This window comes from Streptococcus sp. HMSC073F11, from assembly GCF_001810785.1.
Taxonomy (GTDB): domain Bacteria; phylum Bacillota; class Bacilli; order Lactobacillales; family Streptococcaceae; genus Streptococcus.
In genome coordinates, this window is sequence record NZ_KV802690.1 from 112,735 (window position 1) to 129,699 (window position 16,965).

Sequence of the window (16,965 nt, forward strand, 5' to 3'; positions counted from 1 at the left end):
AAATATGCCAATTACATCGTTAGAAATCAAAGATAAAACCTTTAGCACACGCTTTAGAGGGTTTGATCAAGAAGAAGTAGATGAATTTTTAGATATTGTAGTCCGTGATTATGAAGATTTGGTTCGCTCTAATCATGATAAGGATTTACATATTAAGAGTTTGGAAGAGCGTTTGTCTTACTTTGATGAGATGAAAGATTCATTGAGCCAGTCTGTATTGATTGCACAAGATACAGCAGAGCGAGTAAAACAAGCTGCAACTGAACGCTCAAACAATATTATCCAACAAGCAGAGCAGGATGCACAACGTTTGTTGGAAGAAGCTAAGTACAAGGCAAATGAAATTCTTCGTCAAGCAACTGATAATGCTAAGAAAGTTGCTGTTGAAACAGAAGAATTGAAGAACAAGAGCCGTGTCTTCCATCAACGTCTCAAATCTACAATTGAGAGCCAGTTAGCAATTGTTGAATCTTCAGATTGGGAAGACATTCTTCGTCCAACAGCTACTTATCTTCAGACAAGTGATGAAGCCTTCAAAGAAGTAGTAAGCGAAGTCTTAGGTGACTCTGTCTTACAACAACATCCAGAGGAAGAACCAATTGATATTACTCGTCAGTTTTCTCCCGAGGAAATGGCAGAGTTGCAAGCGCGTATCGAAGCGGCTAATAAGGAACTTGCGGAAGCCGAAGCAAGAGCTGAACAAGAACAAGTGGTTTCACCAGCTCCGGTTGTTGAAGAAAGTCCAGCTCATCCAGTTGGTCCAATGTATGAAGAGCCAGAAGTAGCTCCAAGCCATTATTCAGGACCAACACCAGCTACTGAAGCTGTAAACTCAGAACCAGGTTTTGCGGCACCGCAAGAATCTGTTACAATTTTATAAGAAATAATCTGAGAACAATATCTTATCCTTATATTTCCAGCGAGCAGGAGATGGTGTGAGTCCTGCATTCCCTAACGATAAGATTATCCTCTCAAAAACTCAAGTCTGAAGCTAGTAAGATTTGACGTTCCCCACGTTACGGGATAAGAGGGAGAAAGACTAAATCTTTTTCCGAATAAAGGTGGTACCACGATTTTCGTCCTTTTTGGCAGTCGTGGTTTTTAATTTGTTATTATTTATAAAGGAGATACAATGAAACTCAAAGATACCCTTAACCTTGGGAAAACAGCTTTCCCAATGCGTGCAGGCCTTCCTACCAAAGAGCCAGTTTGGCAAAAGGAATGGGAAGATGCAAAACTTTACCAACGTCGTCAAGAATTGAACCAAGGAAAACCTCATTTCACCTTGCATGATGGCCCTCCATACGCTAACGGAAATATCCACGTTGGACACGCTATGAACAAGATTTCAAAAGATATCATTGTTCGTTCTAAGTCTATGTCAGGATTTTATGCTCCTTATATTCCAGGTTGGGATACACATGGTCTGCCAATCGAGCAAGTTTTGGCAAAACAAGGTATCAAACGCAAAGAAATGGACTTGGTTGAGTACTTGAAACTTTGCCGTGAATACGCTCTTTCTCAAGTAGATAAACAACGCGAAGACTTCAAACGTTTGGGTGTTTCTGGTGACTGGGAAAATCCATATGTGACTTTGACTCCTGACTATGAAGCAGCTCAAATCCGTGTATTTGGTGAGATGGCTAATAAAGGTTACATCTACCGTGGTGCTAAACCAGTTTACTGGTCTTGGTCATCTGAGTCGGCTCTTGCTGAAGCGGAGATTGAATACCATGATTTGGTTTCAACTTCCCTTTACTATGCCAACAAGGTAAAAAATGGTAAAGGTGTTCTAGATACAGATACTTATATCGTAGTCTGGACAACAACTCCATTTACCATCACAGCTTCTCGTGGTTTGACTGTTGGTGCAGATATTGATTACGTTTTGGTTCAACCTGCTGGTGAAACTCGTAAGTTTGTGGTTGCTGCAGAATTATTGACTAGCTTGTCTGAGAAATTTGGTTGGGTTGATGTTCAAGTTTTGGCAACTTACCGTGGTCAAGAACTCAACCACATCGTAACAGAACACCCATGGGATACAGCTGTAGATGAGTTGGTTATCCTTGGTGACCACGTTACGACTGACTCTGGTACTGGTATTGTCCATACAGCCCCTGGTTTTGGTGAGGACGACTACAATGTTGGTATTGCTAATGGTCTTGAAGTCGCAGTGACTGTTGACGAACGTGGTATCATGATGGCTAATGCTGGTCCTGAGTTTGAAGGTCAATTCTATGAAAAGGTAGTTCCAACTGTCATCGAGAAACTTGGTAACCTCCTTCTTGCCCAAGAAGAAATCTCTCACTCATACCCATTTGACTGGCGTACTAAGAAACCAATCATCTGGCGTGCAGTACCACAATGGTTTGCTTCAGTTTCTAAATTCCGCCAAGAAATCTTGGATGAAATTGAAAAAGTGAAATTCCACTCAGAATGGGGTAAAGTTCGTCTTTACAATATGATTCGTGACCGTGGCGACTGGGTTATCTCTCGTCAACGTGCTTGGGGTGTTCCGCTTCCTATCTTCTATGCTGAAGACGGTACAGCGATTATGACCGCTGAAACGATTGAACACGTGGCTCAACTCTTTGATGTACATGGTTCAAGCATTTGGTGGGAACGTGATGCCAAAGACCTCTTACCAGAAGGATTTACTCATCCAGGTTCACCAAGTGGCGAGTTCAAGAAAGAAACAGATATCATGGACGTTTGGTTTGACTCAGGTTCATCATGGAATGGAGTTGTAGTAAACCGTCCTGAGTTGACTTACCCAGCAGATCTTTACCTAGAAGGTTCAGACCAATATCGTGGTTGGTTCAACTCATCACTTATCACATCTGTTGCCAACCATGGTGTAGCACCTTACAAGCAAATCTTGTCACAAGGTTTTGCCCTTGATGGTAAAGGAGAGAAGATGTCTAAATCTCTTGGAAATACCATTGCTCCAAGTGATGTTGAAAAACAATTTGGTGCTGAAATCTTACGTCTCTGGGTAACAAGTGTTGATTCAAGCAACGACGTACGTATCTCTATGGATATCTTGAGCCAAGTCTCTGAAACTTACCGTAAGATTCGTAACACTCTTCGTTTCTTGATTGCTAATACATCTGACTTTAACCCAGCTGAGGATACAGTAGCTTACGATGAGCTTCGTTCAGTTGATAAGTACATGACTATTCGATTTAACCAGCTTGTTAAGACCATTCGTGATGCTTACGCAAACTTTGAATTCTTAACAATCTACAAGGCATTGGTGAACTTTATCAACGTTGACTTGTCAGCCTTCTACCTTGATTTTGCCAAAGATGTTGTTTATATTGAAGGTGCCAAATCATTGGAACGCCGTCAAATGCAGACTGTCTTCTATGACATTCTTGTCAAAATCACCAAACTCTTGACACCAATCCTTCCTCACACTGCAGAAGAAATCTGGTCATATCTTGAGTTTGAAGCAGAAGACTTCGTTCAATTGTCAGAATTGCCAGAAGCAGAGACATTTGCTAATCAAGAAGAAATATTGGATACATGGGCTGCCTTCATGGACTTCCGTGGACAAGCTCAAAAAGCCTTGGAAGAAGCTCGTAATGCCAAAGTTATCGGTAAATCACTTGAAGCACACTTGACAGTTTATCCAAACGAAGTTGTGAAAACTTTACTCGAAGCAGTAAACAGCAATGTAGCTCAACTTTTGATTGTGTCTGAATTAACCATCGCAGAAGGACCAGCTCCAGAAGCTGCCGTTAGCTTCGAAGATGTAGCCTTCACAGTAGAACGCGCTGCAGGTGAAGTATGTGACCGTTGCCGTCGTATCGACCCAACGACAGCAGAACGCAGCTACCACGCAGTCATCTGTGACCACTGTGCAAGCATCGTAGAAGAAAACTTTGCGGAAGCAGTCGCAGAAGGATTTGAAGAGAAATAAGGTTGTTGTATGATACTAATAAGGAAAAGGATTGCCAAACAGTCCTTTCCTTTTTGGTTTTGACTAGCTTTTTTGTGAAAAATTGTGTAAAATAGAATAGATAAACGAGGGAAAAACTCGGAAAATTTAAAGGAGAATCCATCTAATGGTAAAATTGGTTTTTGCTCGCCACGGTGAGTCTGAATGGAACAAAGCTAACCTTTTCACTGGTTGGGCTGATGTTGATTTGTCTGAAAAAGGTACACAACAAGCGATTGACGCTGGTAAATTGATCAAAGAAGCTGGTATCGAATTTGACCAAGCTTACACTTCAGTATTGAAACGTGCGATTAAAACAACTAACTTGGCTCTTGAAGCTTCTGACCAATTGTGGGTTCCAGTTGAAAAATCATGGCGCTTGAACGAACGTCACTACGGTGGTTTGACTGGTAAAAACAAAGCTGAAGCTGCTGAACAATTTGGTGATGAGCAAGTTCACATCTGGCGTCGTTCATACGATGTATTGCCTCCAAACATGGACCGTGATGATGAGCACTCAGCTCACACAGACCGTCGTTATGCTTCACTTGACGACTCAGTTATCCCAGATGCTGAAAACTTGAAAGTGACTTTGGAACGTGCCCTTCCATTCTGGGAAGATAAAATCGCTCCAGCTCTTAAAGATGGTAAAAATGTATTCGTAGGAGCTCACGGTAACTCAATCCGTGCTCTTGTAAAACACATCAAAGGTTTGTCAGATGACGAAATCATGGACGTGGAAATCCCTAACTTCCCACCATTGGTATTCGAATTCGACGAAAAATTGAACGTAGTTTCTGAATACTACCTTGGAAAATAAAAAATTGTAAGTCTAGAATTGATTTCTAGGCTTTTTATGTTAGTATGGTAGTATGATAAGGAATAAAAAACAAGATTATGTGCTAACCTACAAGCAACCATCTTCAACCACTTACAAGGGTTGGGAAGAAGAGGCCTTACCGATAGGCAATGGTTCTTTGGGTGCTAAAGTATTTGGGCTTATAGGGGCTGAGCGGATTCAATTTAATGAAAAAAGTCTCTGGTCTGGAGGTCCACTTCCTGATAGCTCAGATTATCAGGGTGGAAATCTTCAGGAACAGTATGGTTTTGTAGCTGATATTCGGCAGGCTTTAGAAAAGAGGGATTACAATACAGCTAAGGAATTGGCTGAACAGCATCTGGTCGGGCCAAAAACGAGTCAATATGGGACCTATCTGTCCTTTGGAGATATTTTCATTGAGTTCAGCCGGCAAGGTAAGACTTTGTCTCAGGTGACGGATTACCAGAGACAGCTGAATATCAGTAAGGCACTTGCGACGACTTCTTATGCCTATAAGGGAACGAGATTTAAACGTGAAGCCTTTGCCAGTTTTCCAGATGATCTCTTGGTTCAGCATTTTACTAAGGAAGGGGCGGAAACTCTAGATTTTACTATAGAACTGACCTTGACAAATGATTTGGCTTCTGATGGAAAGTATGAGCAGAAAAAATCTGATTACAAGGAGTTCCAGCTGGATATTACTGATTCTCATATCTTGATGAAGGGACGGGTTAAGGATAATGACCTGCAGTTTGCTGGCTGTCTCGCTTGGCAAACGGATGGAGACATTAGAGTCTGGTCGGATAAGGTTCAGATATCAGGAGCCAGTTATGCCAATCTCTTCTTGGCAGCTAAGACAGATTTTGCCCAAAATCCTGCTAACAATTATCGCAATAAACTAGATTTGGAGCGACAAGTAAAGGATTTGGTGGAGACAGCTAAAGAAAAGGGCTATGACCAATTGAAATCAAGGCATATTCGGGACTACCAAGCTTTATTTCAGCGTGTTCAATTGGATTTGGGGGCTGAAGTTGACGCATCCACTACAGATGATTTGTTAAAAAATTATAAGCCACAAGAGGGACGGGATTTGGAGGAACTGTTCTTCCAGTATGGACGGTATTTATTGATTAGTTCGTCTAGAAATTGTCCAGATGCTCTACCAGCTAACCTGCAAGGAGTCTGGAATGCGGTCGACAATCCTCCTTGGAATTCGGACTATCACCTGAATATCAACTTGCAGATGAATTATTGGCCAGCCTATGTGACTAACCTCTTAGAGACGGCCTTTCCGGTCATCAACTATGTCGATGATTTGCGTGTCTATGGTCGCCTAGCAGCTGCAAGGTATGCAGGAATCGTTTCTCAGAAAGAGGAAGAGAATGGTTGGTTAGTCCATACGCAAGCGACTCCCTTTGGCTGGACGGCACCTGGTTGGGATTACTATTGGGGTTGGTCTCCAGCAGCCAATGCGTGGATGATGCAAACGGTTTATGAGGCCTACTCATTTTACAGGGACCAAGACTATCTCAGGGAGAAAATTTATCCCATGTTGAGGGAAACGGTTCATTTTTGGAATGCCTTTTTACATGAGGATAAGCAGGCGCAACGTTGGGTATCTTCTCCGTCTTATTCGCCAGAACATGGTCCGATTTCGATTGGCAATACCTATGACCAATCTTTAATTTGGCAGTTATTCCATGATTTTATTCAGGCTGCTCAAGCATTGGAGTTGGATGCGGACTTGTTGACTGAAGTCAAAGAAAAATTTGATTTACTAAATCCTCTGCAAATCACTCAATCTGGTCGAATCAGGGAGTGGTATGAGGAGGAAGAACAGCATTTTCAAAATGAGAAAGTGGAGGCCCAACATCGGCATGCTTCTCATCTGGTGGGACTCTATCCTGGAACTCTCTTTAGTCATAAGGGGCAAGAGTATCTTGATGCGGCGCGTGCTAGCCTCAATGATCGTGGAGATGGGGGCACAGGCTGGTCCAAGGCTAATAAGATTAATCTCTGGGCCCGTTTGGGAGATGGAAATCGAGCCTATAAATTATTAGCAGAGCAGTTAAAGACATCCACCGTACCCAATCTTTGGTGTAGCCATCCACCATTTCAGATAGATGGGAATTTTGGTGCTACTAGTGGTATGGCGGAAATGTTGCTTCAGTCTCATACAGCTTATCTGGTGCCTTTAGCTGCCCTACCTGATGCCTGGTCAACAGGTTCTGTTTCAGGTTTAATGGCACGTGGACATTTTGAAGTTAGTATGCAGTGGGAGGATAAAAAACTCTTACAGATGACCATTTTATCAAGGAGTGGAGGAGATTTGCGAGTCTCTTATCCAGGTATTGAAAATAGTGTGGTTGAAGTGAATCAAGAAAAAGCAAAAGCGAAATGCATGGGGAAAGATTGGATTTCAGTAGCAACAGCAGAAGGCGATCTGGTTCAATTTTATTTTTAAGAAGAGGATAGAAGGCAGTGTTTTGAGACTGCCTTTTATGAAGGAGTTGAGACTGTAAGCAGTTTCCAACTAGTTGAAAAAGCGTTATAATGGTAGTAGGAAGTAATTTGTTTGAGAGAGGGTGGGTCTGATGGCTTATATTGAGATGAAACACTGTTACAAACGTTATCAGGTTGGGGACACGGAAATTGTGGCCAATCGTGATGTGAATTTTGAGATTGAAAAGGGAGAATTGGTTATTATTCTAGGTGCGTCAGGTGCTGGTAAGTCGACAGTTCTTAACCTTCTTGGGGGAATGGATACCAATGATGAAGGGCAAATCTGGATAGATGGTGTCAATATTGCAGACTATAGTTCCCACCAGCGCACCAATTACCGTAGAAATGATGTCGGTTTTGTTTTTCAGTTTTACAATCTAGTTTCCAATCTGACAGCTAAGGAAAATGTGGAACTGGCTTCTGAAATCGTGACAGATGCCTTGGATCCTGAGCAGGTCTTGACAGATGTAGGTCTGACTCATCGTCTTAATAATTTCCCAGCCCAGCTTTCTGGAGGGGAGCAACAGCGAGTCTCCATTGCACGCGCGGTAGCCAAAAATCCTAAAATTCTCCTTTGTGATGAACCAACAGGTGCCTTGGATTATCAGACGGGCAAGCAAGTCTTGAAAATTCTCCAAGATATGTCTCGTCAAAAAGGAGCAACAGTGATTATCGTGACCCATAATAGCGCGCTAGCTCCTATTGCTGATCGCGTGATTCATATGCACGATGCCGGTGTCAAGGATGTGGTGATCAACCAGCATCCTCAGGATATTGACAGTTTGGAGTACTAGCATGATTAAGCGAAAAACTTATTGGAAGGACTTAATTCAGTCCTTCACAGGCTCCAAGGGGCGTTTTTTATCCATCTTGACCTTGATGATGTTGGGATCTCTAGCCCTAGTAGGTCTCAAAGTGACTAGTCCCAATATGGAGGCGACCGCCAATGCATATTTCATAACTGCTAAAACCTTGGATTTGGCAGTCATGTCTAACTATGGCTTGGATCAAGCAGATCAAAAAGAACTAGAACAGATAGAGGGCGCAGAGGTCGAGTTTGGCTACTTGACAGATGTGGCTATGGATAATGGGCAGGATGCTATTCGACTGTATTCCAAGCCAGAGCGAATTTCAACCTTTCAGCTAAGAGAGGGACGACTTCCGCAGTCAGACCAGGAAATTGCTTTGGCAAGTCATCTGCAGAGTCAATATAGCATGGGACAGGAGATTAGTTTTAAAGAAAAAGAAGGCAGTCATTCCTCTTTAAAAGACCATACTTTTACAATTACTGGTTTTGTGGATTCGGCTGAAATCCTCTCCCAGCGAGATATGGGCTATGCAGGAAGCGGAAGTGGCACTCTGACAGCCTACGGGGTGGTTTTACCTAGCCAGTTTGATCAGAAAGTCTACAATATAGCTCGTTTGAAATATCAAGATTTGTCAGGTTTAAATTCCTTTTCAGTAGCTTATGAAGAAAAATCCAAGCAACATCAGGAAGAGCTTGAACAAGCTTTATCAGATAATGGCAAGGTACGTCTGCAACTCTTGAAAAAAGAAGGCCAAGAGTCTCTAGACAAAGGGCAAGAGACCCTTAATAAGGCTCAGGCTAATTTGCAGGAAGGCAAGCGTCGTTTAGCAACTGCTCAAGCTCGTTTACAGGCTCAGGAAAGTCAACTAGCCTTGCTCCCTCAAGCTCAGAGAGAGCAGGCCAGTGCTCAACTTACCCAAGCCAAGCAGGAATTGGACAAGGAAGAAGATAAACTAAAGCAAGCTGAACAAAATTTAGCCCAAGAAAAGGAAAAATTAGACAAACATCAGCAAGTCTTGGATGATTTGGCCGAGCCTAAGTATCAGGTCTATAATCGTCAGACCATGCCAGGTGGTCAAGGCTACCTCATGTACAGTAATGCTTCAGCCAGTATTCGGGCAGTGGGCAATATCTTTCCTGTAGTGCTTTATGCCGTAGCAGCTATGGTGACCTTTACAACCATGACTCGTTTTGTGGATGAAGAGCGAACTCATGCAGGGATTTTTAAGGCCCTGGGCTATCGCAGTAAGGATATTATCGCCAAGTTTCTCCTTTATGGTCTAGTAGCTGGGACTGTCGGAACAGCTCTAGGTAGTATACTTGGACATTATTTACTAGCCGGTGTGATTTCAAGTGTTATTACAAAAGGTATGGTAGTGGGAGAAACCCAGATTCAGTTCTATTGGACCTATAGCTTTCTGGCTCTTGTCTTGAGTTGGTTGGCGAGTGTGTTACCAGCCTACTTGGTAGCTCGTAGGGAACTTCATGACGAAGCAGCCCAGCTTTTACTGCCTAAACCTCCTGTTAAAGGAGCTAAAATCTTACTAGAGCGCATCGGTTTTATCTGGCGTCGTCTCAGTTTTACCCATAAGGTAACAGCCCGCAATATTTTCCGTTATAAGCAGCGGATGTTGATGACGATCTTTGGTGTGGTAGGTTCAGTCGCTCTGCTCTTTGCAGGTTTGGGAATCCAATCCTCTGTAGCAGGAGTTCCGTCTAGACAGTTTCAACAAATCCAACAGTATCAGATGATTGTCTCTGAAAATCCTAGTTCGACCAATCAGGATAAGGCAAATCTAGAAGAAGAGTTGAAAGGGCAGGACATCAAAGCCTACCAGAAAATCTATTCTAAAACGCTAGACAAGGATTTCATAGGTAAGGCTGGTCTTCAAACTATTACCCTTATGATGACAGAGAAGGAGGATTTGACTCCATTTATCCATCTGCAACATCATCAGCAAGAGCTGACATTAAAAGATGGCGTCGTTATTACAGCTAAACTCGCCCAGCTGGCAGGTGTCAAGGTTGGACAGACTCTAGAAATTGAAGGTAAGAAGCTAAAGGTCGCTGCCATTGCTGAGAACTACGTTGGTCACTTTATTTATATGAGTCAGGCTAGCTATGAGCAAATTTACGGCCAGCTACCTCAAGCCAACACTTATCTGGTTTCGTTAAGGGATACCAGTGCTCCTAGTATCGAAAGACAGGCCGGCTTACTTATGAATCAAGCTGCGGTGTCCAGCGTTGTCCAAAATGCTTCAGCCATTCGGCTCTTTGACTCCGTCGCTAGCTCACTCAATCAGACCATGACTATCTTGGTCATCGTGTCAGTTCTATTGGCTATCGTTATCCTCTACAATTTGACCAATATCAATGTGGCTGAGAGAATCCGTGAACTCTCCACTATCAAGGTGCTCGGTTTTCATAATAAAGAAGTCACTCTCTACATTTACCGTGAGACCATTGTGCTGTCACTTGTGGGAATCGTACTTGGTTTGGTATCTGGTTTCTATTTACACCAATTTTTGATTCAAATGATTTCGCCTGCGACTATTCTCTTTTATCCGCAGGTAGGCTGGGAAGTCTATGTAATCCCAGTGGCAGCAGTAAGCATCATTTTGACCTTGCTTGGTTTCTTCGTCAATCATCATCTGAGAAAGGTTGATATGCTTGAAGCCTTGAAATCTGTAGAGTAAGGTAGTTGCTTTTATCTGATTGAACTTATATTTACTCGTAAACAAAAAATCCTCCGTTTCAAAGAGTAGGGAACTCTTTGTGACAGAGGATTTTTTCTATAGGGCTTTAGCAGCTGCAATTGCGGCTTCAAAGTTTGGTTCAGAGTTGATATTGTCCACGTATTCAACGTAGCGAATAGTATTGTCAGTATCGAGGACAAAGACTGCGCGTGCCAATAGATGCCACTCATTGATTAAGAGAGCATAATCACGTCCAAAGGAATGGTCGAAATAGTCTGAGAGCATGATGGCATTTTCAATACCTTCAGCACCGCACCAACGTTTTTGGGCAAAAGGGAGGTCCATTGAAACAGTCAAGACAACGGTATTATCCAGTCCAGCCAGTTCTTCATTAAAACGACGTGTTTGAGTTGAGCAGATGCCTGTATCGATAGAAGGCACGACACTCAAGACTTTTTTCTTCCCATCAAAATCAGCCAGAGATTTTTTAGAAAGGTCTGTTGTAGTGAGTGAAAAATCAAGTGCCTTGTCGCCGACTTGTAGTTGTTTACCTGTAAAGCTCACAGGATTTCCGAGAAAAGTTACCATAGGATACTCCAATCTTTTTTCTTCCATTTTAGCTGAAACAGTCGGAATTTTCCAATGATTTGACTGGAAATATGGGCATAGAAAAAAACGCCAGCTCATGAGAGAATGACGTTTTTCATTGAGTATTATTTTGCCAATCCTTCAGCAATCTTGTCAAGGTTGTATTTCATCATGTTGTAGTAGCTGTCGCCTTCTTTACCTTGTTCTGCGATAGAGTCAGTAAAGATTTGTGCGTAGATTGGGATGTTTGTGTCTTGTGAAACAGTCTTCATTGGACGGTCATCCACACTTGATTCTACAAAGAGGGAAGGAACTTTTGTTTGGCGAAGTTTTTCAACCAAGGTTTTGATTTGTTCAGGAGTTCCTTCTTCTTCGGTATTGATTTCCCAGATGTAAGCACTTGGGACACCATAGGCTTTAGAGAAGTATTTGAATGCTCCTTCGCTGGTTACAATGAGTTTCTTTTCAGCAGGGATATTATTAAATTTATCCTTACTTTCTTTATCAAGTTTGTCTAACTTATCAGTATATTCTTTGAGATTTTTTTCATAGAATTCCTTGTTGCTAGGGTCTTTGGCGCTCAATTGTTTGGCGATATTTTTAGCAAAGATAATCCCATTTTCAAGGTTCAGCCAAGCGTGTGGGTCTTCTTTACCTTTTTCATTTTTTCCTTCAAGGTAGATGACTTCAACGCCTTCACTGACTGCAAAGTAGTCTTTGTTTTCAGTTTTCTTAGCATTTTCTACCAATTTGCTAAACCAGGCATTGCCACCTGTTTCAAGGTTGATACCGTTATAGAAAATGAGATCAGCCTCAGAAGTTTTCTTGACATCTTCAGGTAGTGGTTCGTATTCGTGTGGGTCTTGTCCAATCGGAACGATACTGTGAAGATCAATCTTGTCACCGGCAATATTTTTAGTAATATCAGCGATGATTGAGTTTGTAGCAACAACTTTTAGTTTTTGACCAGAAGCTGTATCTTTTTTTCCGCTAGCACATGCTACAAGAACAATAACGGAAAGAAAGAGAACGAATAATGTACCTAATTTTTTCATTAGATCCTCCAATTTATTGGGGTCTTTCCCCTTATTTTAACAAATGTTTATTTTTCAGTTTCAAATATCGTTGTTTAGGAGAGATAAAGAAACTGATTAAGAAGAAGCTAGCAGCTGTGAGCACGATGCTAGAACCAGCTGCTAAGTTTAAACTATAGCCAATAAAGAGTCCCAAAACTGAAGCAGTAGCTCCAAAAGTTGAGGAAAGGAAAATCATGCTTTTCAGGCTATTAGCATACAGATAAGCAGTTGCAGCTGGGGTAATCAGCATGGCTACAATCAGGATAGTTCCGACACTTTGCATGGCTGTCACAGACACGAGAGTCAGGAGTACCATGAGAAGGTAGTGATAGAAATTGACAGGCATTCCCATGGCTTTAGCCAAGAGTTCATCAAAGGATGTTATCAAGAGTTGCTTGAAGAAAATCCAGATTAACAAGAGAATGACTGCCCCAACACCCATAGTAATAAACATATCCGTATCTTGGACGGCTAGGATATTACCAAAAAGGATATGGAAAAGGTCAGTTGAACTTTTAGCGACACTAATCAAGATGATACCGAGGGCTAAGAAAGAAGAAAAGGTAATGCCGATGGCGGTATCGCTTTTGATAATCGAGTTCCCCTTGATGTAGGTAATGATGATGGCAGCTAGCAATCCAAAGACAATGGCTCCGATAAAGAAGTCAACGCCCAAAATGAAGGAGAGGGCTACACCTGGTAAGACAGCATGTGAAATGGCATCTCCCATGAGTGACATCCCGCGTAGGATGATGAAACATCCTACAGCTCCAGCTACGACCCCGACGACAATGGCTGTTATCAAGGCATTTTGTAAGAAATGGAATTTTTGCAATCCATCTATAAATTCTGCAATCATAGGTCACCTCCATTGAAAAAGAGTCGATTACCGTAAGCTTCTTTGAGATTGGCTTCGGTAAAGGTTTCTTTGGTTGGACCAAAGGCAATCACTTCTCGATTGACAAGCAAGACTTGATCGAAGTAGTGGGGAACCTTGCTGAGGTCGTGGTGGACGATGAGAACCGTCTTTCCAGCTTTTTTCAAATCTCTCAGCGTATTCATGATGATTTCCTCACTGACAGAGTCAATCCCAACAAAGGGTTCATCCAAGAGGATATAGTCAGCTTCCTGCACCAAACATCTGGCAATCAAAACCCGCTGGAATTGACCTCCAGAAAGTTGACTGATTTGACGTTCAGCATAGTCAGCTAGGCCGACGATTTCAAGGGCTTCTTGCACTTTCTTCCAATGTTTAGCATTTAAACTGCGAAAGAGAGGAATAGAGGGAAATAGTCCTAGCGAGACGCATTCCTTGACCTTGATGGGAAAGTTGTAGTCGATATTGATTTTTTGTTCGACATAGGCAATTCGATGTAAGGATTTTTTAACTTCCTTGTCATCGAGAAATGCCTGACCTTGATGTGGGATAATTCCCAGCATCCCTTTTAATAATGTTGATTTTCCAGCACCGTTTGGACCAATGATACCGGTAATTGTTGGTCCTTGGAGCACTAGTGAAATATCCTTAAGTGCCAATGTTTCTTTGTAGGAGACACTGAGGTTTTCGATACGTATCATAAACTTATATTCCTCCTGTCTCTTAATATACATTAAAAAAAAAATTAAGTCAAGTTAATTTTTGAAAAAATTAAAATAATAACTGAAAAATGATGGAAAAGGAAAGTTCATTTTTAATTGCATTCCCAAGAAATTTTTGTTAAGCTAGCAATAACTTAAAAAATGAAAGCGAGAACAAGATGACACGTTATCAAGATGATTTTTATGATGCAATCAATGGAGAATGGCAGAAGACAGCTGAAATCCCAGCAGATAAGTCTCAAACGGGAGGTTTTGTTGATTTAGATCAGGAAATTGAAGACTTGATGCTTGCGACAACAGATAAGTGGTTGGCAGGAGAAGAGGTGCCTGAGGATGCTATCTTGGCAAACTTTGTCAAATACCACCGCCTAGTTCGTGATTTTGACAAGAGAGAAGCTGACGGTATCACACCTGTCTTACCACTCCTTAAAGAATTCCAAGAATTGGAGACTTTTGCGGATTTCACTGCTAGACTAGCAGAGTTTGAACTTGCAGGAAAACCAAACTTCCTTCCTTTTGGTGTATCGCCAGACTTTATGGATGCCAGAATCAACGTTTTATGGGCTAGCGCTCCAAGCACGATTCTGCCAGATACGACCTACTATGCTAAAGACCATCCTCAACGTGAGGAACTCTTGACTCTTTGGAAAGAAAGCAGCGTAAATCTCCTCAAGGCTTATGATTTCTCTGATGAAGAAATTGAAGACTTGCTAGAGAAAAGACTTGAATTGGATCGCCGAATTGCAGCAGTGGTGCTCTCTAATGAAGAAAGTTCAGAATATGCTAAACTCTACCATCCATATGCTTACGAAGATTTCAAGAAATTCGCGCCTGCCCTACCTTTGGATGACTTTTTCCAAGTCGTTCTTGGACAAGTACCAGACAAGGTTATTGTAGACGAGGAACGTTTCTGGCAAGCCGCAGAGCAATTCTATAGTGAAGAAGCTTGGCCTCTCCTCAAGGCAACCTTGATTTTGAGTGTTGTCAATCTCTCAACTAGCTATTTAACAGAAGAAATCCGTGTCTTGTCAGGTGCTTACAGCCGTGCGCTATCTGGAGTTCCAGAAGCCAAAGACAAGGTTAAAGCTGCCTACCAGCTAGCACAAGGTCCATTCAAACAAGCCTTGGGTCTCTGGTATGCCCATGAAAAATTTTCTCCAGAAGCCAAGGCAGATGTGGAGAAAAAAGTGGCAACCATGATTGATGTCTATAAGGAACGCTTGGCCAAGAATGACTGGCTGACTCCAGAAACTCGTGACAAGGCCATCGTCAAACTTAATGTTATCAAGCCTTATATTGGTTATCCAGAAGAATTGCCAGAACGCTACAAGGACAAGGTAGTGGATGAAAATGCTAGTCTTTTTGACAATGCTTTAGCCTTTGCGCGTGTGGAAATCAAGCACAGTTGGAGCAAGTGGAATCAGCCTGTCGACTACAAGGAATGGGGTATGCCTGCTCATATGGTCAATGCCTACTACAATCCACAGAAGAACCTGATTGTCTTCCCAGCAGCTATCTTACAGGCGCCTTTCTATGACTTGAATCAGTCATCTTCTGCTAATTACGGTGGTATTGGGGCAGTTATTGCTCATGAAATTTCTCACGCCTTTGATACCAACGGAGCGTCCTTTGACGAAAATGGTAGCCTCAAGGATTGGTGGACAGAGAGTGACTATACTGCCTTCAAGGAGAAAACACAAAAAGTTATCGATCAGTTTGATGGACAGGATTCTTATGGTGCAACCATCAACGGTAAATTGACGGTGTCAGAAAACGTAGCTGACTTAGGAGGAATTGCTGCAGCGCTTGAAGCAGCTAAGAGAGAACCAGACTTCTCAGCAGAAGAATTCTTCTACAACTTCGGTCGTATCTGGCGCATGAAAGGCCGTCCAGAATTTATGAAACTTTTGGCCAGCGTCGATGTGCACGCGCCAGCCAAACTCCGTGTCAATGTACAAGTACCAAACTTCGATGATTTCTTTACAACCTATGATGTCAAAGAAGGAGACGGTATGTGGCGTTCGCCAGAAGAGCGCGTGATTATATGGTAATGCAAAAAATCTAGTCATCAGAAAAAGGCATACAATCAGGTGTGAAAACCTTGATTGGATGCCTTTTGTAATAGAAAGATTTGCTGGATAGTTTACTTAAATTTCGATTGTCATCATCTTATTAGAAAAAAGGATTGAAAGTTTTTTCGTGAGCAATAGTAGTAGCTGGACCATGCCCTGGATAGACATCATAGTTTGGTAGGGTGAAGAGTTGGGTCTGGATACTGTGAAGTAGTTGTTCCATACTACCAGTTGGAAGATCTGTCCGTCCGATTGTTTCACGGAAAAGAGCATCACCTGTCAAGACTAGGTGAGCATCAGGAAAGACGATAGAAACACCGCCGATAGAGTGACCTGGTGTTGGCAAGACAGTGAAACGAAATTCCTCTAGTTGGTATTCTTCGTGAAAGATAAAAGTGTGTTCTGCAGGTTTTGCGACCACATCTGCCATATCATCGTGGCGGGGAAGCCCAGAGAGATTATCGACAGGAGTATAGAGCCAGCTAGCTTCGCTCTCTGCAATATAGACCGGAGGATTGCCAAAAGTCTCGCGAACCAAGTCCAGACTCATGATATGGTCATAATGGGCGTGGGTAAGGAGAATAGCGCAGATCGGTTTGTTGATGTTCTCTATTGTCTGACGAATGGCTTCCCAATGGCTACCAGGGTCAACCACGATAAGGTGCTTTTCGCCTTCCAAGTAATAGGTGTTTTCATAGGCAACAGGATTCACGGTTTTATGGATTTTCATACTAGCTCCAATCTCAAAGAATGTACTAATACTCTTCGAAAATCTCTTCAAACCGCGTCAACTTTATCTGCAACCTCAAAGCAGTGCTTTGAGCAGTCTGCGGCTAGTTTCCTAGTTTGCTCTTTGATTTT

General features: G+C 42.3%; 12 protein-coding genes. 7 read left to right on the plus strand and 5 right to left on the minus strand.

What is annotated here, in order from left to right; all coding sequences use genetic code 11:
• Nucleotides 1-4: 4 nt before the first annotated feature.
• From HMPREF2764_RS02235 to HMPREF2764_RS02265, 6 genes are all read left to right on the plus strand, one after another.
• Nucleotides 5-880 (plus strand): DivIVA domain-containing protein, encoded by an 876-nt coding sequence (locus tag HMPREF2764_RS02235; protein WP_001123209.1) that lies wholly within the window; start codon nucleotides 5-7, stop codon nucleotides 878-880.
• Between the two features lie 252 nt (nucleotides 881-1,132).
• Nucleotides 1,133-3,925, plus strand: coding sequence for an isoleucine--tRNA ligase (gene ileS, locus HMPREF2764_RS02245; RefSeq protein WP_070526875.1), 2,793 nt, complete (start codon nucleotides 1,133-1,135; stop codon nucleotides 3,923-3,925).
• Nucleotides 3,926-4,070: 145 nt separating this feature from the next.
• Nucleotides 4,071-4,763 (plus strand): phosphoglycerate mutase, encoded by a 693-nt coding sequence (locus HMPREF2764_RS02250; RefSeq protein ID WP_000240129.1) that lies wholly within the window; start codon nucleotides 4,071-4,073, stop codon nucleotides 4,761-4,763.
• Between the two features lie 52 nt (nucleotides 4,764-4,815).
• The gene (locus tag HMPREF2764_RS02255) at nucleotides 4,816-7,227 is read left to right on the plus strand and encodes a glycoside hydrolase family 95 protein (RefSeq protein ID WP_070526878.1); all 2,412 of its coding nucleotides are present in this window, start codon (nucleotides 4,816-4,818) and stop codon (nucleotides 7,225-7,227) included.
• A 130-nt stretch (nucleotides 7,228-7,357) separates the two neighbouring features.
• Entirely contained in the window at nucleotides 7,358-8,059 is a 702-nt protein-coding gene (locus tag HMPREF2764_RS02260; protein WP_070526880.1) for an ABC transporter ATP-binding protein, read from the plus strand.
• 1 nt (nucleotide 8,060) lies between these two features.
• Entirely contained in the window at nucleotides 8,061-10,769 is a 2,709-nt protein-coding gene (locus HMPREF2764_RS02265) for an ABC transporter permease (protein ID WP_070526883.1), read from the plus strand.
• A 96-nt stretch (nucleotides 10,770-10,865) separates the two neighbouring features.
• Here HMPREF2764_RS02265 and tpx read toward each other — a convergent pair whose 3' ends face one another.
• The 4 genes from tpx to HMPREF2764_RS02285 all read right to left on the minus strand — a co-directional run bounded on the left by tpx (nucleotide 10,866) and on the right by HMPREF2764_RS02285 (nucleotide 14,011).
• Complete coding sequence (gene tpx / locus HMPREF2764_RS02270; protein WP_000256026.1) at nucleotides 10,866-11,357, minus strand: thiol peroxidase; 492 nt, start codon at nucleotides 11,355-11,357, stop codon at nucleotides 10,866-10,868.
• A 125-nt stretch (nucleotides 11,358-11,482) separates the two neighbouring features.
• The gene (gene psaA, locus HMPREF2764_RS02275) at nucleotides 11,483-12,412 is read right to left on the minus strand and encodes a metal ABC transporter substrate-binding lipoprotein/adhesin PsaA (protein WP_070526887.1); all 930 of its coding nucleotides are present in this window, start codon (nucleotides 12,410-12,412) and stop codon (nucleotides 11,483-11,485) included.
• A 31-nt stretch (nucleotides 12,413-12,443) separates the two neighbouring features.
• Nucleotides 12,444-13,292, minus strand: a complete 849-nt coding sequence (locus tag HMPREF2764_RS02280) for a metal ABC transporter permease (protein ID WP_000559792.1) — start codon at nucleotides 13,290-13,292, stop codon at nucleotides 12,444-12,446.
• Nucleotides 13,289-14,011, minus strand: a complete 723-nt coding sequence (locus HMPREF2764_RS02285) for a metal ABC transporter ATP-binding protein (RefSeq protein ID WP_000619164.1) — start codon at nucleotides 14,009-14,011, stop codon at nucleotides 13,289-13,291. Before HMPREF2764_RS02285 ends, HMPREF2764_RS02280 begins: the two co-directional genes overlap by 4 nt.
• Before the next feature lie 179 nt (nucleotides 14,012-14,190).
• On the opposite strand from HMPREF2764_RS02285, the gene pepO reads away from it, so the two are divergent.
• A complete protein-coding gene (gene pepO / locus HMPREF2764_RS02290) occupies nucleotides 14,191-16,083 on the plus strand; it encodes an endopeptidase PepO (RefSeq protein WP_070526890.1) in 1,893 nt (630 codons plus the stop codon).
• 121 nt (nucleotides 16,084-16,204) lie between these two features.
• Here the strand turns inward: pepO and HMPREF2764_RS02295 are convergent, their stop codons facing one another.
• Nucleotides 16,205-16,834, minus strand: a complete 630-nt coding sequence (locus HMPREF2764_RS02295; protein WP_049500962.1) for an MBL fold metallo-hydrolase — start codon at nucleotides 16,832-16,834, stop codon at nucleotides 16,205-16,207.
• Nucleotides 16,835-16,965 lie beyond the last annotated feature (131 nt).